General features: G+C 56.8%; 20 protein-coding genes, 1 tRNA gene and 2 pseudogenes. 12 read left to right on the plus strand and 11 right to left on the minus strand.

The features are described 5' to 3' along the window. Positions 1-98: 98 nt before the first annotated feature. The 5 genes from N4R57_12345 to N4R57_12365 form a co-directional block, all read right to left on the minus strand. Entirely contained in the window at positions 99-842 is a 744-nt protein-coding gene (locus tag N4R57_12345) for a 1-(5-phosphoribosyl)-5-[(5-phosphoribosylamino)methylideneamino] imidazole-4-carboxamide isomerase (protein ID UYV35851.1), read from the minus strand. Positions 843-1,056: 214 nt separating this feature from the next. Further along, positions 1,057-1,290, minus strand: a complete 234-nt coding sequence (locus tag N4R57_12350) for an acyl carrier protein (GenBank protein UYV35852.1) — start codon at positions 1,288-1,290, stop codon at positions 1,057-1,059. Positions 1,291-1,499: 209 nt separating this feature from the next. Next, the gene (gene fabG / locus N4R57_12355) at positions 1,500-2,237 is read right to left on the minus strand and encodes a 3-oxoacyl-[acyl-carrier-protein] reductase (protein UYV35853.1); all 738 of its coding nucleotides are present in this window, start codon (positions 2,235-2,237) and stop codon (positions 1,500-1,502) included. A 45-nt stretch (positions 2,238-2,282) separates the two neighbouring features. Further along, positions 2,283-3,215, minus strand: coding sequence for an ACP S-malonyltransferase (gene fabD, locus N4R57_12360; GenBank protein ID UYV35854.1), 933 nt, complete (start codon positions 3,213-3,215; stop codon positions 2,283-2,285). Positions 3,216-3,368: 153 nt separating this feature from the next. Further along, positions 3,369-3,854, minus strand: a complete 486-nt coding sequence (locus N4R57_12365) for a hypothetical protein (GenBank protein UYV35855.1) — start codon at positions 3,852-3,854, stop codon at positions 3,369-3,371. 330 nt (positions 3,855-4,184) lie between these two features. Between N4R57_12365 and rpsF the strand changes: the two genes are divergently transcribed. The 6 genes and pseudogenes from rpsF to N4R57_12395 all read left to right on the plus strand — a co-directional run bounded on the left by rpsF (position 4,185) and on the right by N4R57_12395 (position 7,411). Next, positions 4,185-4,538, plus strand: a complete 354-nt coding sequence (gene rpsF / locus N4R57_12370; GenBank protein UYV35856.1) for a 30S ribosomal protein S6 — start codon at positions 4,185-4,187, stop codon at positions 4,536-4,538. Positions 4,539-4,564: 26 nt separating this feature from the next. After that, on the plus strand, positions 4,565-4,792 hold the full coding sequence (gene rpsR / locus N4R57_12375; protein UYV35857.1) for a 30S ribosomal protein S18: 228 nt from the start codon (positions 4,565-4,567) through the stop codon (positions 4,790-4,792). A 12-nt stretch (positions 4,793-4,804) separates the two neighbouring features. Continuing rightward, positions 4,805-5,458, plus strand: coding sequence for a 50S ribosomal protein L9 (gene rplI / locus N4R57_12380; protein UYV35858.1), 654 nt, complete (start codon positions 4,805-4,807; stop codon positions 5,456-5,458). 185 nt (positions 5,459-5,643) lie between these two features. Continuing rightward, complete coding sequence (locus N4R57_12385; GenBank protein ID UYV35859.1) at positions 5,644-6,132, plus strand: lytic transglycosylase domain-containing protein; 489 nt, start codon at positions 5,644-5,646, stop codon at positions 6,130-6,132. A 242-nt stretch (positions 6,133-6,374) separates the two neighbouring features. Next, a pseudogene (locus N4R57_12390) lies at positions 6,375-6,953 on the plus strand (cytochrome P450). Positions 6,954-7,072: 119 nt separating this feature from the next. Beyond that, complete coding sequence (locus tag N4R57_12395; GenBank protein UYV39566.1) at positions 7,073-7,411, plus strand: cytochrome P450; 339 nt, start codon at positions 7,073-7,075, stop codon at positions 7,409-7,411. Positions 7,412-7,438: 27 nt separating this feature from the next. Here N4R57_12395 and N4R57_12400 read toward each other — a convergent pair whose 3' ends face one another. Further along, positions 7,439-7,858 (minus strand): DUF1330 domain-containing protein, encoded by a 420-nt coding sequence (locus N4R57_12400; GenBank protein UYV35860.1) that lies wholly within the window; start codon positions 7,856-7,858, stop codon positions 7,439-7,441. 117 nt (positions 7,859-7,975) lie between these two features. On the opposite strand from N4R57_12400, the gene N4R57_12405 reads away from it, so the two are divergent. Further along, positions 7,976-9,055 (plus strand): PLP-dependent transferase, encoded by a 1,080-nt coding sequence (locus tag N4R57_12405; GenBank protein ID UYV35861.1) that lies wholly within the window; start codon positions 7,976-7,978, stop codon positions 9,053-9,055. Between the two features lie 68 nt (positions 9,056-9,123). Here N4R57_12405 and tig read toward each other — a convergent pair. Further along, a pseudogene (tig, locus tag N4R57_12410) lies at positions 9,124-10,460 on the minus strand (trigger factor). 135 nt (positions 10,461-10,595) lie between these two features. After that, positions 10,596-10,679 (minus strand) — tRNA-Leu (locus tag N4R57_12415). Between the two features lie 121 nt (positions 10,680-10,800). Here N4R57_12415 and N4R57_12420 point away from each other — a divergent pair. Then, positions 10,801-11,298, plus strand: a complete 498-nt coding sequence (locus tag N4R57_12420) for a Hint domain-containing protein (GenBank protein ID UYV35862.1) — start codon at positions 10,801-10,803, stop codon at positions 11,296-11,298. Here N4R57_12420 and N4R57_12425 read toward each other — a convergent pair whose 3' ends face one another. Next, on the minus strand, positions 11,299-12,948 hold the full coding sequence (locus N4R57_12425; protein ID UYV35863.1) for an NAD(P)H-hydrate dehydratase: 1,650 nt from the start codon (positions 12,946-12,948) through the stop codon (positions 11,299-11,301). A 173-nt stretch (positions 12,949-13,121) separates the two neighbouring features. On the opposite strand from N4R57_12425, the gene N4R57_12430 reads away from it, so the two are divergent. Together N4R57_12430 and glnA are read left to right on the plus strand one after the other, a co-directional pair. Beyond that, a complete protein-coding gene (locus tag N4R57_12430) occupies positions 13,122-13,460 on the plus strand; it encodes a P-II family nitrogen regulator (GenBank protein ID UYV35864.1) in 339 nt (112 codons plus the stop codon). A 51-nt stretch (positions 13,461-13,511) separates the two neighbouring features. Further along, entirely contained in the window at positions 13,512-14,918 is a 1,407-nt protein-coding gene (glnA, locus tag N4R57_12435) for a type I glutamate--ammonia ligase (GenBank protein ID UYV35865.1), read from the plus strand. A 92-nt stretch (positions 14,919-15,010) separates the two neighbouring features. On the opposite strand, the gene N4R57_12440 is transcribed toward glnA, so the two are convergent. Further along, entirely contained in the window at positions 15,011-15,562 is a 552-nt protein-coding gene (locus N4R57_12440; protein ID UYV35866.1) for a gamma carbonic anhydrase family protein, read from the minus strand. A 195-nt stretch (positions 15,563-15,757) separates the two neighbouring features. Between N4R57_12440 and N4R57_12445 the strand changes: the two genes are divergently transcribed. Both N4R57_12445 and N4R57_12450 read left to right on the plus strand, forming a co-directional pair. Then, positions 15,758-16,570: a lytic murein transglycosylase gene (locus N4R57_12445; GenBank protein UYV39567.1), complete on the plus strand. Its 813-nt coding sequence runs from the start codon at positions 15,758-15,760 to the stop codon at positions 16,568-16,570. Between the two features lie 201 nt (positions 16,571-16,771). Further along, a complete protein-coding gene (locus N4R57_12450; protein ID UYV35867.1) occupies positions 16,772-17,206 on the plus strand; it encodes a glyoxalase superfamily protein in 435 nt (144 codons plus the stop codon). Positions 17,207-17,229: 23 nt separating this feature from the next. Here N4R57_12450 and N4R57_12455 read toward each other — a convergent pair whose 3' ends face one another. Further along, positions 17,230-17,991 (minus strand): DUF3445 domain-containing protein, encoded by a 762-nt coding sequence (locus tag N4R57_12455; GenBank protein UYV35868.1) that lies wholly within the window; start codon positions 17,989-17,991, stop codon positions 17,230-17,232. Between the last annotated feature and the right edge of the window lie 76 nt (positions 17,992-18,067).

Consider the following 18,067-nt stretch of genomic DNA (forward strand, 5'->3'; position numbering starts at 1 on the left):
TGCCCCTTCCCCACGGAATTTTGTTTCAGCGTTGTTTACGCGGCTTGGGCCACTGGGGCAAGAGGCAGGGCAAATCGCGCGACCCTGCAATTCCCTGTTCAGAGAAATTCCGCCACTCGTTCTGCTGAGGGCTGCGCAATAGACAGCGCCTCAACAAGATCGACATCCTGTGCAAACAGCGCCCGGCCCACCAGCGTTCCCGCGATATTGGGCACGTGGCTGAGCCGTGCGATATCATCAACCCCGCGCACAAGCCCGCTCGCGATCACCGGATGGCGCGTCTGGGCGGCAAGGGCAGTGATCACCCCCAAGGTGCCATCGCTTTCCTCGATATCGCTATCAATATCGGTGATCAGAACCCCGGCTAACGGGTCGCCAGCATAGCTTTGCAAGAAGGCCTCTGGGGCAATTGCAGCGGGCGCTTGCCAACCATCGGTCATCAGCTGGCCCTGCCAGATATCCAGTGCCAACACGATCTGGTCCGGATAGTCACGCGCCAAGCGTTTCACGGTGTCGGGGTCACGCGCAGGCAAGGTTCCAAGCACAATGCGCCCGGCCCCCTTGTCGATCCAACCAGACACCTGCTCAGCAGAGCGAAACCCACCGGCAAGCTGCACCGAGGCTGGCACGACCCTGATAATCTCTTCGATCAAACCAGCGTTGTTGCCCGTCCCGGCAATCGCATCGAAATCTGTTACGTGAACCCAATGCGCACCCTCCGCCGCCCATTTTTGAACGGTTTCAACAGGATCGACGTGAAAAATCGACGGTTCATCAAACCGTCCGCGCCGAAGTGTTACACATTTTCCGTTTTGCAGTTCCAATGTTGGATAGATGATCATGGCAGCCCTCCAAAGAAGACCGCGCCGCACCATGCGTCGCGTCAATTCAGTCAGAGCTTAATGATACACGATTTTGCAACTTATCTCGAATCGACAGGTTGCACTTCAATTGCGGCCAAAGCCGCTGATTGCGTCGATGAGGCAAGCTGAAACGAAAAAAACGGCCCCCACCAATCGGTAGGAGCCGTTTAAAATCTCGTGATGCGTTAGGCTATCAGGCCGCTTCGGTGATGAACTTTACAGCATCGCCAAAGGTCTGGATGGTCTCGGCCGCGTCATCAGGAATCTCGATGCCGAACTCTTCTTCGAAGGCCATTACCAGTTCCACAGTGTCAAGGCTGTCTGCGCCAAGATCGTCAATGAAAGATGCGTTTTCGACAACTTTGTCTTCTTCCACACCCAAGTGCTCAACAACGATTTTCTTCACGCGGTCTGCGACGTCGCTCATGTTACAATCCTCATGTTCTTCGGACCACTTGGCCCTGTTCCTGCCCTCGCCCCTCGGGGTCAGAGGTTCTGCCCCTTGCGGGGCGCTCTCCCCTCGCACAGGCGTGGGACATCACGGCCCGTTTTAGCACGGACACAAGTGAATCTGCGCCGCCTATAGCATATGGCGCGGCCAAGGCAAACGCTTTCGCGCCGCCTTGGCCGAATTGCTCAGAGCATCGCCATGCCGCCATTTACGTGCAACGTCGATCCTGTGACATACCCGGCTTCCGGGCTCGCAAGATAGAGCACCGCTGCGGCGATTTCTTCGGCGGCGCCCATGCGGGCCGCAGGAATCTGCGCGTTGATCTTGTCTTTTTGGTCATCACTCAGCTTGTCAGTCATCGCCGTCGCAATAAAGCCTGGCGCTACAGAATTGGCCGTAATCCCGCGCGAGGCAACCTCATAAGCAATGGACTTCGTAAGCCCCACCATGCCGGCCTTTGATGCGGCATAGTTCGCCTGACCGGGATTGCCCGTCGCCCCAACAATCGAGGAGATGTTGATAATCCGGCCCCATCGCGCCTTCATCATTGGGCGCATGACGCCACGGCACAGCCGCATGGTCGAGGTTAGGTTCACATCGAGAACGCTCTGCCATTCGTCATCCGACATCCGCATAAAAATCTGATCGCGCGTGATGCCAGCGTTGTTCACCAGGATATCAACGCTGCCCATTGCCTCGATTGCCTGTTTGGGCAACGCATCAACTGCTTCCGCATCACTCAGGTTACAAGGCAAAACGAAAGCGCGCTCGCCCAACTCTGCGGCCAGTGCCTCAAGCGGCTCAACCCGCGTTCCGGACAGCGCAACACTTGCGCCTGCCGCGTGCAACGCTTTGGCAATTGCGCCGCCAATTCCGCCCGAAGCGCCCGTCACCAACGCGCATTTTCCTGTCAGATCGAACATTTTCTTCGCCTTTCAATTTCAACTATGCCGCACCGCAGGACGGCTTTAGCCGTCCAAAGCAGCCTTTACATCATCCGGCGTTCCGACCGCCTGACAGACAATTGCGCGGTTGATCCGGCGCACCATTCCCGAAAGCGCTTTTCCGGCGCCGATCTCCCAAATGCTGGTCACGCCTGCAGCGTCCATCGCCATCACGGACTCACGCCAGCGAACCGAGCCTGTCACCTGCTCGACCAGCAAATTGCGAATCTCAGCCGGATCGCTCACCGGAGCGGCGCGCACATTGGCGATCAAGGGAACCGCCGGAGCCTTAATATCTACATTTGCAAGCGCCTCGGCCATGACATCTGCGGCTGGCTGCATTAACGCGCAATGGAACGGTGCCGAAACCGGAAGCAAGACCGCGCGCTTAGCGCCGCGCTCCTTTGCCAGATCAACAGCACGCTCCACCGCCGCCTTGTGACCGGAAACAACCACCTGTCCTGGATCGTTATCGTTTGCCGCCTGACACACTTCACCCTGCGCCGCCTCTTGCGCCACTGCACGGGCTGCGTCGAAATCGAGCCCGAGAAGTGCCGCCATCGCGCCAACACCGACCGGAACAGCGTCCTGCATGGCCTTCCCACGCGTGCGCAACAACCGTGCCGTATCAGTGATAGACAGCGCACCGGCCGCTGCTAGAGCCGAATATTCGCCAAGGCTATGCCCTGCAACAAAGGCGGCCGTCTCAATCGTAAGGCCTTCGGCCTCCAAAGCACGCATCGCGGCGAGCGATGTGGCCATCAAAGCAGGCTGCGCGTTCTGGGTGAGGGTCAATTGGTCCTGCTCCCCCTCCCAGATCACACTGGAAAGCTTTTCACCCAACGCGTCATCAACTTCGTCGAAAACAGCTTTGGATGCGGGATAGGCAGCGGCCAGAGCCTGCCCCATACTGATGGTTTGGGCACCTTGCCCCGGAAAAACGAATGCGCGGCTCATTAGCCCCTCCCGAAATCATATCTTTGATCGGGATATCGTGCCGCGCGGTTCAGTGCAACGCCAAGCCAAACCGCCAAACAGGAAACCGCCCTCCTCTGGCAAGAGGCGAGCGGTGAATTTCGATAAGCCCCGCATAGTCGGGATATGAAAAGATCAGGCTGCGCGGCTAAACGCCGGGCCAAGTGCCGCGCGAATTTCATCAAGGTCACCGGCGTTCTCGACCGGGACTTCAAGAATGGACTGACCGTGGTGATCGCGTGCGATCAACATGCCATCGCGAAAATCCACTTCGCTCAGATCATCATAAGCGACTTCGAATGTATCTTCGACGCGCCCACGGTCGTTGCGTTCAATCACACGCAGAATACCGCGACGGCTATCAAGCTGCACTTCGGGGTGCGTGTCGCGACGTGCGGCGACAAGAAACATCGAACCACCGATCATAAGGAAGATAGACAAGCCAAGTTTTATCAACATCAGCGCCGGATCAAAGCTTGCGCCCGGAACTAACCAAAGACCAAGAGCTGCGACGCAAAGAACCACGCCGAAAAATGTTGCCAGCGCAGCGCTTGTGGCGTGACCTTCGATAGCCACTTCTGGGCTATCCTCGATGTTCAGAATATCGGGCATTGCAACCATGTCTCAGTCCCTTTTTCGCAACCCGGCCTTGTGTCTGGCCTTTTGTTGAGATTGAATTTCGGTGAACAAAGCGTCGCCAATTGGGTTCAATTGAGAAAAGTTTCGGACCGAATGGGGCAAAAGCAGGGCGCTTCCGCTCGACTGGTCACAATTCAGACGCAGCAGAAGCCGGAAATCGGGATCATCCGTGCTTGCGTCACCCTGCAATCCATCGTAAAGACGCGCGATCTTTCGCAATGATACACACCCGCGCAGTCTCTCGTGGAGGAGCCGCGAAAGATCTTAGTTGGCCCCTCCTATGAAATGCGCTTGAAAATGAAGGGAATGCACATGCCGCTTTATGAGCATGTATTCATCTCGCGCCAGGATCTTTCCAACACCCAGGCCGAGGGTCTTATCGAACATTTTGGCACCGTCCTCTCGGACAACGGCGGCACGCTGGTTGATCACGAGTATTGGGGCGTCAAAACGATGGCTTACAAGATCAACAAAAACCGCAAGGGCCACTATGCCTACCTGCGTTCGGACGCACCTGCGCCCGCCGTTCAGGAAATGGAACGTCTTATGCGCCTGCATGATGACGTGATGCGCATCTTGACCATCAAGGTCGATGAGCACGCCGAAGGCCCGTCGGTTCAAATGCAAAAACGTGACGAACGCGACAACCGTCGCGAGCGCCGCTGAACGCCCGGATAGAAAGGACATAAACCATGGCTGCAAAACCATTTTTCCGCCGCCGCAAGGTCTGCCCGTTCTCGGGTGAGAATGCGCCGAAAATCGACTATAAGGACACGAAACTCCTGCAACGCTATATTTCCGAGCGTGGCAAAATCGTGCCCAGCCGTATCACCGCCGTCTCGGCCAAGAAGCAACGGGAACTGGCCCGCGCCATCAAACGCGCGCGTTTCCTCGCCCTGCTTCCCTACGCCGTGAAGTAAGGAGAAAAGCAAATGCAAGTTATCCTTCTTGAACGTGTGGCCAAGCTTGGCCAGATGGGCGACGTGGTTGATGTTAAACCCGGCTTCGCTCGCAACTTCCTGCTGCCCCAAGGCAAGGCGCTGACCGCGTCAGATGCCAATGTGGCCGGTTTCGAAGCGCAAAAAGCCCAGCTTGAAGCGCGCAACCTCGAAACCAAGAAAGAAGCCGAATCCCTGGCGGCCAAACTCGACGGTCAGCAGTTCATCGTGATTCGCTCGGCTTCGGATGCAGGCGCACTTTACGGGTCGGTCACGCCCCGCGATGCCGCCGATGCCGCAACCGAAGACGGTTTCTCCGTCGATAAGAAGCAAATCGTTCTGTCGCGCCCAATCAAATATCTGGGCCTGCACGATGTGCACGTCGTTCTCCACCCCGAAGTGGAAGCAACTATTCAGCTGAACGTTGCACGTTCGGCAGAAGAAGCACAGTTGCAAGCCTCCGGCAAATCGATTCAGGAACTGGCCGCCGAAGAGGAAGCCGCTGCTGAATTCGAAATCGCTGAGCTGTTTGACGATATCGGCGCGGCCGCATCCGAAGACGACGACCTTGCCGAAGCCGCAGGTGTCGAAGTTGAGGGCGAAGGCGAACCCGTCGAAGGCGACACCAAGGGCGAAGACGAAGCCTGAGCTTTGTCAAAATCCTAATCAATGAGGCGCCGCGCGTTCTTTCGCGCGGCGTTTTTTTTGCCTGCCAACCTGATAAAGCTCCGATCGCAGCAACATCTGAGCTGCGGTGGGCGAGGTCTCGCCAGCCGCGACAAGTTACGACAAGCGCCCCTTTCACGCGTCTCGTGAAAGCTTATACTCCCGACATGGTCCAATTCACACGCCGAAACCTTCTCGTTGGCATCGCTGCCCTGCCCTGGCTTTCAGCTTGTGCAACACAGCAGAGAAAATCCACTGCCCCAAAAGCAGGCGGCTACAACCCGCCTCTCTTTCCGAACGAGACACCCGAGCTGCGCCTGCTGATCAACAAATGGGCCGATCATTATGAAGTTCCCCGCGATCTGGTCCATCGTCAAATCGTGCGCGAAAGCACCCATCGCCCTTGGGCGCGCAATGGTCCCTACTACGGCCTGATGCAGATTTTGCCCGCCACCGCGCGCGGCATGGGCCATCGGGGTCCGGCTTCGGAATTACTCGATGCCAACACCAACCTTAAGTATGCGGTCAAATACCTCCGGGGCGCATGGATGGTGTCGGGCGGAGATCGCGACAAGGCCGTGATGTGGTATGCGCGTGGCTACTATTACGAGGCCAAGCGGCTCGGCCTGCTCAAAGAGACCGGCCTCAGACCCTAAACGCGCCCTTGCGCAAGGTCGTAAGCATCCTTACCATGTTCTCACAAGTTACCTTGGGAGGGGGACCTATGTACGACGACATCAATGATTTTGACCTGATGAGCATCGACCAAGCTTTTATCAACAACCCTTACCCAACTTTACACAAACTCCGCAGTGACAGCCCAGTGCATCGAAACGGCGACGGGTCTGTCTTTCTAACCCGCCACGCCGATTGCCAAAAAGTCTATCAATCTCGGGCGATGCTTAGCGACAAAACCGATGAATTTGGCCGTAAATTTGGACAATGCCCGCTTCATACCCACCACACCACGTCGCTCATCTTCAATGATCCACCGTATCACACCACCGTGCGTAAACTGATTTCAGGGGCCTTCACCCCGCGCAAACTCGCTGAATTCGAACCTTTGATCGACGAGATCGTCGACCGTTTGCTCGATAAAGTAGAGGATATGGGCGAGTTGGACCTGATCGAGCATTTTGCCAAGGCCCTGCCAACCGAAATCATTTCCTTCATGCTTGGAATTCCAGAAAGCAATCGCTCAAAACTGCGCGATTTTTCGTTGGCAATTCTCGGGGCGCTCGACCCGGTTGTTCCCCAAGAGCGCATGCAAGCAGGCAATGACGCCGTCACCGAGTTTTCCGAGATCCTTGATGATCTGATCAACCACCGCCGCGCCAACCCGGAAGGTGCGGCACAAGGCGAAGTTTTGGATTCCTTGATTTTTGGGGAGCATGACGGGCACACTTTGACCCAAGAAGAACTGATCCAGAATTGTATCTTCCTTCTGAATGCAGGTCATGAAACCACGACCAGCCTTGTCGGCAATTCCGTGGGCATTTTGCTTGGTGCGCCTGAGCAGCATCGAAAACTGCAAGAGACCCCTCTCATATCTCGACTGCTGTCGAAGAGTTCCTGCGCGTTGAATCGCCTCTACAAATCGGCAATCGGCTTACAGGTGAAGAGATCACCCTTTCCGGCGGAGAGGTGCTGCCCAAAGGGACCTATATCCACACATCTATCGCCGCCGCCAACCGCGACCCTGCGGTGTTTGAGACGCCAGACGCTGTCGATATTACGCGCAAACCCAACCGCCATATCGCCTTCATCACCGGAATACATGTTTGCCTTGGTGCAACCCTCGCCCGGATCGAAGGGCGCATCGCACTGGGCAAATTCGTGCGTCGCTTTCCTAAATTGCAAGTCAATGGGGAAAGCGAATTGGTGCCTTTGGCGCGGTTTCGCGGCTACGCGCGCTTACCTGTGCGCGTGAACTAGGTTTCCATTACGGCTAGGGTCCCTATCCTAGCCGCCAAAATTTTCGCCCAGCGACTGAGGCTCCATTCGGATCAGCCGAGAGTCTTTGACCGCCGCTTGCCGGTGGACCATCGCTTCGCGGTATTCACTGTCCTTGATCATACTGACAAAGGCATCAACCGATGGGTATTCGGCAATAAAGCAAAGGTCCCATTCTTCGCTATCCTGAGGACCGATCAACATGGCTTCCATCTTGCCACGCCAAACAATTCGCCCCCCCAACCGCTCAAGGATATGCGCGGTTTCGTGGCCATAAGTCGCGTATGCTTCAGCCCCGCTGACCTTGCGCCCATCCTCGTACTGCGCCTCATCACGCAATGCGACACAGTTCAGCATATGGATCGGCCCGTCGCGCTCAACATTGCGAAACGCGCTGAATTCCTCGCCCGTGAAACCAAGATGCGCCATATTAGTCTCCCTTTTAGGCAAGCCTGCATCGCAGTGCGGACGCGGTCAACTTGCAAGGCCTTGTGACGCTGCGACAATCGTGACCATAGTCGCGCCAAATAAAGCAAAGAGGCCCCCATGTCCGACACGCATATCACCCGCTTTTTTGACATGCTTCATAGCCGGTCCGCCGCCCTTGAACCTGGCGCACCAGTCCCCGACCCACTGGTAATGAGCTCGGTTTTCGCCCTGCCAGAGCAGCCGGACCCGAACCGCACTTATGGTCGTGGAAATTCTCCAACGCTGGAAGCCCTTGAAACCCGCCTTGCGGCGCTCGAAGGGGCGCCATGCTTGTCGTTTCCTTCTGGCATGGGCGCATACGCCGGGTTGCTTATGGCAATGTTAAAGCACGGCAACAGGGTTCTCGCTTTGTCCGATGGCTACTACGCTGCGCGCAATCTTCTGACCGATATCCTCGCTCCCTTTGGGGTTGCGTGTGACACGTGTCCGGCCGCCGAAATCGAACATGCTGTGCTCGACGCCTTTGATGTTGTCATAGTTGAGACACCGTCGAACCCCGGCCTAGACCTGATCGACATCGCCGCCCTCGCCACGAAGTGCCACGATGCAGGGGCCAAGCTAGTGGTGGATAATACTGTCTGCACGCCACTCCTGCAAAACCCTCTGGATTTAGGCGCTGATGCGGTGGTCGTCTCGGACACCAAGGCGATGGGCGGGCACTCCGACCTCTTGATGGGTCATGTTGCAAGCGCTGACGCCGCGCTTATGGAACGTGTACTTGCGGTCCGCACCCTGATGGGGCTAAACCCCGGCCCGCAGGAGGCTTGGTTGCTTATCCGCGGGCTTGAAACCTTGGAAGTCCGCTTGGAACGCATGTGCGCCAACGCCCGTGCCGTATTGCCCCTGCTGCAAGAGACCGAGAACGCAGAAGACATCCTTTTCCCCGCGCAACATCCTCAGGCGACTGATCAAGGTTTTCTGATTGGCGCGACCTTCGCTGACGCGGCCACCGCCGATCGCTTTCTCACGCTCGCAGGGTTCGCCCCAACCACCAGCTTTGGCGGCTTGCACAGCTCTGGAGACCGCCGGGCCCGCTGGGGTGATGACGTGGCCCCCGGTTTCCTGCGCCTTTCCTTTGGCGTTGAGCCGACCGACAAGCTGGTTGATGCCGTGCGCTCCGCCCTCTCTGCCCTTTAACCCACCCGCAAAAACGAAAAAGGCCGCCCCGAAAGGCGGCCTTCTCTAACTCGAAGTACGCGAAGCGATTACTCGTCTTCCAGCTCTTCAACAGCTTTTTGCAGATCGTCCTTGGACACGTCCTTGTCCTTGACCGTGGCCAGTTCAAAGGCGTAATCGACAACCTTGTCTTCAAACAGCGGCGCGCGCAGTTGTTGCTGCATCTGTTGGTTCTGTTGCACAAATTCAAAGAACTCGCGCTCTTGGCCCGGATACTGACGCGCCTGATTCATGATCGCTTGGGTCATTTCCGCGTCGCTCACTTCCACTTCGGCCTTCTGGCCAAGCTCAGCCAGCAAAAGCCCCAGCTTCACGCGGCGCTCAGCCAGTTTCGTGTGCTCTTCTGTCGGCTCGATCGGATCATGGTTGTGATCGGTCACGTCCGGGTTTTCCTCGTGCCACAGCTGGTGCGCGATCTGTCCGGCTTCTGCCTCAACAAGGCTCGGCGGCAGATCAAAGCTAACAATCTTGTCCAAGGCGTCCAAAAGCCCGCGTTTCATCACCGCACGAGCAGCACCCGCATATTCGGCTTCCAGACGTTCCGAAACCTGCGCTTTCAGCGCATTGAGGTCTTCTGCACCGAATTTCTTGGCCATTTCGTCATCGATCGCGGCGGCTTTCGGCTCTTTCACTTCCTTGATGGTGCAAGAGAAGACCGCCTCTTTACCCGCCAGCGCTTCGGCTTGGTATTCCTCTGGGAATGTGACGGTTACGTCTTTCTCTTCGTCAGCCTTCACGCCGACAAGCTGCTCTTCGAAGCCGGGAATGAACGACGACGAGCCGAGAACGAGAGCGGATAGTCTTCCGCCGCGCCACCTTCAAATGCTTCGCCATCCACACGGCCAACGAAATCGATTACAACCTGATCGCCGTCTTTGGCTTTGGAGCCTTTCTTGCGGGCCACAAAATCCTGCGCCGACTCGGCGAGGTTTTCCAGAGCTTCCTTGACCTCATCGTCACCGGCCTTCACGACCATCTTCTCAAGTTCGACTTTCTTAAGGTCGACTTCAGGGATTTCCGGCAGCGCCTCATAAGACATTTCGACGGTGACATCATCACCCTCTTTCCATTTCTCGCCATCGACCATTTCGATCTTGGGCTGAAGCGCCGGGCGCTCACCGCTGTCGTCAAAATGCTTGCCCATTGCTTCGTCGATGCTTTCCTGCATCGCTTCGCCAAGAACCTTCTGACCAAATTGCTTTTTCAGGATCGGCATTGGCACCTTGCCCTTGCGGAAGCCCTTCATCTCGACCTCAGGCTGCGCCTCGGCCAGCTTGGCATTGACCTTGTCGTCCAGTTCCTGCGCTGTGAGCATCAGTTTATAGGCGCGCTTGAGGCCTTCGTTCAGGGTCTCGGTGACCTGCATTTTCATGTCCTTTGCATAGCGGATCGGACGCAGCGGCGCCCATATAAATCAGACGCCCTTCTAGGGTTGGCGCGTCAGCGATGCAAGGGGGAATGGAGCGAATGCGCGCTTAGAAAGCGCATAAATCAAAGGGGGTGGTGCGGGTGAAGGGACTCGAACCCCCACGCCAAAGGCGCCAGAACCTAAATCTGGTGCGTCTACCAATTCCGCCACACCCGCGTCCGAGCGGGGTGATAGCAAAGCCACGCGCCGTTGGCGAGAGCAAAAAAACAGGCGACATTAACCTAATGTTGCCATAATGTGGTGCAAAAATATAAGGCAGACAGAGCAGGTTTTGCCCATGACTAAAATGCCCTTGGGCCAGACGCGCGTCGTTTCTTCGCGCGCCACCCAAAATATGGATGTTCCCGGTTTTGCCGCGGGCTGTTCAATTCTTACACTCGACGGTGCAATCCCGGTCGAATACCTCACGCCGGGCGACCGCGTCATCACGCGTGATGTAGGCATGGCAATTCTGCGCGGTGTAGAGCCGATTGAATTCACATGCGACATGGTATCGATCAAGGCGGGCACGCTCGGGCACACGCGGCCAGAGCATGATACGCTCCTCCCCGCCATGCAGAAAATACTGCTCCGAGATTGGCGCGCCGAAGCTTTGTTTGGCCGCAAACAGGTGCTCGCCCCTGCGCACAAGTTGGTTGACGGCGAATTCATTGATGACGCAGGCTGTCACACGGTGACGCTCTTTCAACTGACCTTTGACGCGCCGCATATCTTATATGTTGATGGCCTCGAAATGGCCTGTGAGCCACAAGAGGCACTGCGCAACGCTGCGTGACTAGTCCTTTAGCACGCTGAGAACCTTGGGTAATTGCTCCGGGATATCTTCGGCAATCAAACCGGGGCCAAAGCTTAGTGCGCATTCCACGTGCAGCCATGCCGCGGTTTCCGCCGCTTTCATCGTGTCAAACCCGCGCGCCAACAGGCCGGTAACAAACCCGGCCAGCACATCTCCCGATCCAGCCGTTGCCAACCACGGAGCGCTGCGATCATCAAACGCTGAATTGATGGCACATTGCCCATCCGGCGCGGCAATCACCGTATCCGCACCCTTGAACAACACCACACAGCCTGCCCGCGCCGCCGCCTCGCGCGTTGCATCCACCTTGGAAAACGCCGGGCCGCGGATTGCCGGCGCCTCTAGTTTCGTCGCAATGTCCGGGAACAATCGCTTAAATTCACCGCCATGCGGCGTCAGCACACAGCCGGCGTGAAGCATTGCGAATAGAGCCTCCGGCTCCTCTACAAACGCACTCAAAGCATCAGCGTCCAAAACCGTAGGACGGGAGCGTTCTCCGCCAAGCGCGACTTCGACCAACGCCCGCGCACGTTCCACCCCCATGCCCGGCCCCAGACACAAGGCATTGATCCGCGCATCTTCCAATACCTTGGACAACTCCTCAGCAGTACCCGCACGCGTCAGCATCAAACCCGTGACTTGCGACGCCACCTCCAATTGCGCCGCCCCCGGCACGCCCAACGTCACCAACCCCGCTCCGATCCGCAAGGCCCCCCGCCCTGCCAACCGCGCCGCGCCGGTTTTGCCAAAGCCGCCAGTTAGAATCAGAGCATGACCATGGGAGTATTTGTGAGCGCTCGCGTGTTTTGCCAGCTCAAGACTTGGTCGCGATAACAGTCTGACCACCTCGTTCGACAACGGCAAGCCGTCCTCAACCAGTTGGTTAGGCGCGCGCGAACGTGGATCTAGACCGATGTCGCTCACTTTAACATGCGCACAGCTCAACCCGCCGTCCGCCAGCACATGGCAAAGCTTTTTGCGATGAAAACTCACCGTAAGGTCCGCAGTCACTGATACCGCTTGCGCATCTCCCGCCGGGTCGACCAACGCGCGCCCACTGTCAGAGCAAAGCCCGCTAGGGACATCCACAGCGATGACCCGAAACTCCGCTAATCTCTCACCAGACCGGAGCCGTTCGAAACGATTTTCCACCAAGGCTTTGAGCACAGGCGGCAAAGCGCGCTTTACCCCCGTGCCAAACAATGCGTCTACAATCAGTTTCGGCGCAAACTCCCGAATTTTCGAACAAGTCTCTTCGAACAGCGCAAGACGATCTGCGCAGTCGACATCGAACAATTCATGCACCTGCCCCAGTTGCGCCCATCGCTGATAGTTTACCTTCGCATCTGGCGGCAGTTTTCCGGTGTTTCCGTAAGCAAAAACCTCAACTTCCCAGCCCCACTCCTTGAGCAACCGCGCCACCACGTAACCATCGCCACCGTTGTTCCCCGGGCCACAAAACACCACCGCCCTATGCGGTGCGGCTCCCAAGTCCGGCCATTCATCAAACAACGCCGTAATCACGCCCCGCCCGGCCCGCTCCATCAACTCAAGCCCACTCTCGTTACCGGACTCAATTGCAGCGGACTCAATGGCGCGCATTTGGGCAGCAGTCAGCAATTCGTTCACGATTCAATCTTTCCGGTTTCAATTTTGCGCGATTTTCGGGCATTACGCACAAAAAATAAGCATATGCTTGGGCGACTTGGCAACGACCCCCTCATCACCACCTTACCCATTTGCACCCGGATTTGAGAAGTGGTCTCAAACCCCGGACTGCATTGGCGAGGGAGAGGCCCAACATGAAAAAGATCGAAGCCATCATCAAGCCCTTCAAGCTCGACGAGGTGAAGGAAGCACTGCAAGACGTTGGTGTTCAGGGCCTCAGCGTGATCGAGGTGAAGGGCTTTGGCCGACAGAAAGGCCACACAGAACTTTACCGCGGTGCGGAATACGTCGTGGATTTCCTGCCCAAAGTGAAGCTTGAAGTCGTGCTCGACGACGATCAGGTCGATGCTGCTATCGAAGCCATCGTAGACGCCGCCAAAACAGACAAGATCGGCGACGGCAAGATATTCGTCAGCTCGGTCGAACAAGCCATCCGCATCCGTACCGGCGAAACCGACTCCGACGCGCTCTGATCCGCGCGGCACATAATTTAGACCATTCCAAAGACGAAAAGGACCAAGGGAATGAGCATCAAAGACGTTCTCAAGCAAATCAAAGACGAAGAAATCGACTATGTTGATATCCGTTTCACTGACCCGCGCGGCAAGTTGCAGCACGTAACCGTTGTGTCGGATCTTGTTGACGAAGACTTCCTCGAAGAAGGTTTCATGTTCGACGGATCCTCCATCGCTGGTTGGAAATCCATCGAATCTTCGGACATGAAGCTCATGCCCGACACCGAAAGTGTTTATCTTGATCCGTTCTATGCGGAAAAAACACTGGCCGTGCATTGCTCTATCGTCGAGCCCGACACCGGTGAATCCTATGAGCGCGACCCGCGCGGCACAGCCGAGAAAGCCGAAGCCTACTTGAAATCTTCGGGCATTGGCGACATCTCCTATTTCGGCCCAGAAGCCGAATTCTTCCTGTTCGACGATGTGCGTTTCGAGAACAAAATCAACAAAGTATCTTACGAAGTTGATGCAATCGACGCGTCGTGGAACACCGACACCGAATATGAAATGGGCAACTCGGGTCACCGTCCGGGCATCAAGGGCGGCTACTTCCCCGTCAACCCGATCGACGATGCACAAGACATCCGTTCGGAGATGCTCTCGACCATGAAACGCATGGGCATGAAGGTCGACAAACACCACCACGAAGTGGCCTCCTGCCAGCACGAACTCGGCCTGATCTTCGGCTCGCTGACCGAACAGGCGGACGAGCTTCAGAAATACAAATACGTGATCCACAACGTGGCCGCCGCCTATGGCAAATCGGCGACGTTCATGCCCAAGCCGATCTATGGCGACAACGGCACCGGTATGCACGTCAACATGTCGATCTGGAAAGACGGCAAGCCGCTCTTTGCTGGCGACAAATATGCTGACCTCAGCCAAGAAGCCCTCTACTTCATCGGTGGCATTCTGAAGCACGCGAAGACGCTCAACGCCTTCACCAACCCGTCGACCAACTCTTACAAGCGTTTGATCCCGGGTTTCGAAGCACCTGTTCTGCGCGCCTACTCGGCTCGCAACCGTTCGGGCTGTGTTCGTATTCCTTGGACAGAATCGCCCAAAGCCAAGCGCGTTGAGGCCCGCTTCCCTGATCCGGCGGCGAACCCCTATCTCTGCTTTGCCGCCCTGCTGATGGCTGGCCTTGACGGCATCAAGTCGAAAATCGACCCCGGCGAAGCCATGGATAAAAACCTCTATGACCTGCCCGCAGAAGAGCTGGCCGACATCCCGACCGTCTGCGGCTCGCTGCGCGAAGCTCTTGACGCTTTGGCCTCGGATCACGACTTCCTGCTCGCTGGTGACGTCTTCACCAAGGATCAGATCGACGGTTACATCGACCTGAAAATGGAAGAAGTTGAGCTTTATGAGCACACGCCTCACCCGGTTGAATTCGGCATGTACTACAGCTGCTGAGGTAAAGTGGGCGAATGCCCACCCTTTGAACCAAAAACCAAAAAGGGCGCTTCGCAAAGCGCCCTTTTTTCTTTGCTATACGTGTTCCGAAGTCATTTTGAACCGAACACCTTCGCCAACGCTTCGATCTGTTCGGCGCTCAACCGTTCACGCCCCTCCCCATAGTTCTGTGCGTTCATCTCGTAGAATCGCGCATTGCCAAGGTTTGCCGCGCCGCAATCGCGGGTGCCGACCTGTTTTGCAGGAACCCCCGCAATGATCGAATTTTCGGGAAACTCGGCGTTCTCCGTTACGATGGAATGACCCGCGACAATGGAATTCGCCCCGATCTTTGCCCCATCCATGATCGTGGCGTTAATTCCGATCAGGCACCGATCACCAATTTCGCATCCATGCAACGTAACGTGATGCGTGATCGAGCAGTCCTCGCCTACTATTGTCGGCGTGAAATTGCCCACATGGATCATCACGAAATCCTGAATGTTGCTGCGCGCGCCGATGCGAATTTCATACATCTCCGCCCGCGTCACCACATTGGGCCAAACCGACGCCCCCTGCCCAATATATACCTTGCCATAAAGCTGCGCACTGTCATGCACCATCGCCGGATTATCCAGCACTACGTCCTTGCCAATATGTCCCATCGCTGCCTCCCTTGCGCGTTAAAAGCACCCTAACGTGCGCAGACACCCTCGCGTCAATTCGGTCTGATGCGTTGGAATTGGGTTGACGCAGCGTTTTTTCCCCGTGGCAAGTCATGTATTCGGGCTTGGCCTTCTGCGGCCTTCACCTGTAATCTCCTGCCTATAAAGGAATCTGATTTGTCGGGAGTATTTTTCATGCGGTTTTCCAAGCGTTTTTCACTGTCTCTGGCTGTGCCAGCTCTTGTGCTTTCCCTTACAGCCCCGCTTCAGGCCGCCAATTGCGGCAATACGGCATCGGGCTTCAACGCATGGAAAGCCGCCTTCGCCAAGGAGGCCCGAAAAGCAGGCGTGAAAAAACGCGGCCTTCAGGCCCTTGCTGCATCCCGCTATGCCAGCCGCACAATTGCTGCTGACCGCAATCAGAAAAGCTTCCGCTACAGCCTTCAGAAATTCATGAAGATCCGTGGCACCAACGCGATCATCGCCCAAGGACGCAAACGCAAAGCACGCAACGCGGGCTTTTACGCCAGCCTTGAAAAGCAATTTGGCGTGCCCGCCGGTGTGATCATCGCAATTCACGGCATGGAAACCGGGTTCGGCAATTTCATGGGCGACAGCAATGTCGTCTCCGCCATCGTGACCCTCACCTATGATTGCCGCCGCTCCGATTTCTTTCGCCCGCATGCCATTGGCGCGCTGAAGCTGGTAGATCGCGGTTCGATCTCACCCAACACAAAAGGAGCCAAGCACGGTGAGCTAGGGCACACCCAATTTCTACCCGGCAATGCCATGGCTTATGGCGTTGATGCAAATGGCGACGGGCGCGTTGATTTTTACAATCAATCCGATGCGCTTGCGTCGACAGCGAATTACCTGCGCGCAAAAGGTTGGAAGCCCGGTCAAAGCTATCAAAAAGGCTCGCACAACTACCGCGTTCTAAAAGAATGGAACGCCGCCAGCGTATATCAACAGTCTCTTGCCATCATGGGCGCCAAAATCGACGGCTAATCGGTGATACGGGCCGGTCCACTTGACAGGCCCGCATCCCATCCCTATCTGCTGCCTTCGTGGTGCAGGCCCCTGCCGTCCGCGGGCCTTTGGCCTTTGGTGAAGCCCTGTTTAAGAACTGTCCCCCTCTCTGACCCCGATGGTCACGAGCAGGCGGCAATGCGGGCCCCGTCTCTTCCCATGACCCACGGGAGCAGAAAAATGACAGACTTTATACCCTCACCTGACGGGCTAAAAACGTTGGCCAAACGCCTGCGCGAAGCCATGGCCTATGCCGGCACCCCTCTCAGCCATTCAGAGGCCCTCGAAACAGTTGCAAGACAGCACGGCTTTCGCGACTGGAACACCGCTCAAGCAAGCGCCAAGCGGCAAAACCCAGCGCCAAGGTGGCAGATCGGCCAAGCTGTGACAGGCCGCTACCTCGGCCACGCTTTCACCGCGCGCATTAAATCGGCAACCGAAAGCACCGGAGGTTTTTGGCGTTTGACGTTGGTTTTTGACCAGCCAGTTGACGTTGTGGCCTCCAAGGCGTTCTCGAACTTCCGCCGACAAGTCTCCTGCGTCATCAATGGCCAGGGTGTCACGCACGAACGAACGTCAGACGGCACACCCCATATGGTGCTGTTTGCGACTTGAACCTGATCGGGGGCGGTGCATTTTTATCCGCCTCCGATCACATCCGATCTGTGCAAAACATGGGTGTGGATGCCAAACACCACAGCATCGGTCGCCGGCAACCGGCGGATCGTCTGCAATTCTGAACGGAGATACGGCAAATCCTGCGCCTCCCGCTCTTCGCGCCGGGCATCTTGCCGACGCGGCTGGTGTAGCTCGGGGTCTTGATACCAAAGCGCGTTGAACCGCCAAAGCGGGCGTTCAGCCCGCACCCCATCAAACAAGCGCTGCACCCGCTTAGCAATATTCTCATCATAGCTATCAACGGGAATATGAATGCCAACCAACGGGCGCATGAATTTCTCGTCAAGGCTCCAACTCGCTGGAAAGCACAGCACAGCAGCCGTTAGCACATGCTCGTCTTCTCCCTCTGCTTTTTGCAGCAGACAGAAATCTTCTTGCGCCAACTGTCCAACCGTCGCCAACGGGTCGCTCCAATCGATTGCCACACTGACACCATCAGGCCTTGAAATCCGCTCACCCTCGCGCGCAAACCCCGGCTTTTCCAATTGCGCCGCAATGACCAATGAGAGCAGCTCTTCCGCCGCTGCGCGCCCGCCGTCACTCATTGCGATAACCTTGGACCGCGCGCCTTGGATCAATTCCTCGCGGCGGCGCATCTGCCCTGCAAAGGCCTCATCCACGCGCAACCAGTCCGCCCTTTCAAGCGGTGCGATACCGGGCAAGGGCTTGGGCACCAGCGGATCATACGGCAATTGCTTTTGGAGAATCTCGTCGCGTCTCATGCCCTTTGCTAAGACACCGCTTCCGGGAAATCATCCCAAAAACGCCATCCCGCGTCGTAATCGAAATAGCCAACCG

It is taken from the genome of Rhodobacteraceae bacterium D3-12, assembly GCA_025916135.1.
Lineage (GTDB): Bacteria > Pseudomonadota > Alphaproteobacteria > Rhodobacterales > Rhodobacteraceae > JAKGBX01.

Coding starts and splice junctions, on each gene's coding strand:
- N4R57_12405 (UYV35861.1), top strand. CDS start 7,976: ATGTCCGACACGCATATCACCCGCTTTTTTGACATGCTTCATAGCCGG.
- rplI (UYV35858.1), top strand. CDS start 4,805: ATGCAAGTTATCCTTCTTGAACGTGTGGCCAAGCTTGGCCAGATGGGC.
- N4R57_12400 (UYV35860.1), bottom strand. CDS start 7,858: ATGGCGCATCTTGGTTTCACGGGCGAGGAATTCAGCGCGTTTCGCAAT.
- N4R57_12450 (UYV35867.1), top strand. CDS start 16,772: ATGACAGACTTTATACCCTCACCTGACGGGCTAAAAACGTTGGCCAAA.
- rpsR (UYV35857.1), top strand. CDS start 4,565: ATGGCTGCAAAACCATTTTTCCGCCGCCGCAAGGTCTGCCCGTTCTCG.
- glnA (UYV35865.1), top strand. CDS start 13,512: ATGAGCATCAAAGACGTTCTCAAGCAAATCAAAGACGAAGAAATCGAC.
- N4R57_12440 (UYV35866.1), bottom strand. CDS start 15,562: ATGGGACATATTGGCAAGGACGTAGTGCTGGATAATCCGGCGATGGTG.
- N4R57_12350 (UYV35852.1), bottom strand. CDS start 1,290: ATGAGCGACGTCGCAGACCGCGTGAAGAAAATCGTTGTTGAGCACTTG.
- N4R57_12385 (UYV35859.1), top strand. CDS start 5,644: ATGGTCCAATTCACACGCCGAAACCTTCTCGTTGGCATCGCTGCCCTG.
- rpsF (UYV35856.1), top strand. CDS start 4,185: ATGCCGCTTTATGAGCATGTATTCATCTCGCGCCAGGATCTTTCCAAC.
- N4R57_12430 (UYV35864.1), top strand. CDS start 13,122: ATGAAAAAGATCGAAGCCATCATCAAGCCCTTCAAGCTCGACGAGGTG.
- N4R57_12445 (UYV39567.1), top strand. CDS start 15,758: ATGCGGTTTTCCAAGCGTTTTTCACTGTCTCTGGCTGTGCCAGCTCTT.
- N4R57_12345 (UYV35851.1), bottom strand. CDS start 842: ATGATCATCTATCCAACATTGGAACTGCAAAACGGAAAATGTGTAACA.
- N4R57_12365 (UYV35855.1), bottom strand. CDS start 3,854: ATGGTTGCAATGCCCGATATTCTGAACATCGAGGATAGCCCAGAAGTG.
- N4R57_12455 (UYV35868.1), bottom strand. CDS start 17,991: ATGAGACGCGACGAGATTCTCCAAAAGCAATTGCCGTATGATCCGCTG.
- N4R57_12420 (UYV35862.1), top strand. CDS start 10,801: ATGACTAAAATGCCCTTGGGCCAGACGCGCGTCGTTTCTTCGCGCGCC.
- fabG (UYV35853.1), bottom strand. CDS start 2,237: ATGTTCGATCTGACAGGAAAATGCGCGTTGGTGACGGGCGCTTCGGGC.
- fabD (UYV35854.1), bottom strand. CDS start 3,215: ATGAGCCGCGCATTCGTTTTTCCGGGGCAAGGTGCCCAAACCATCAGT.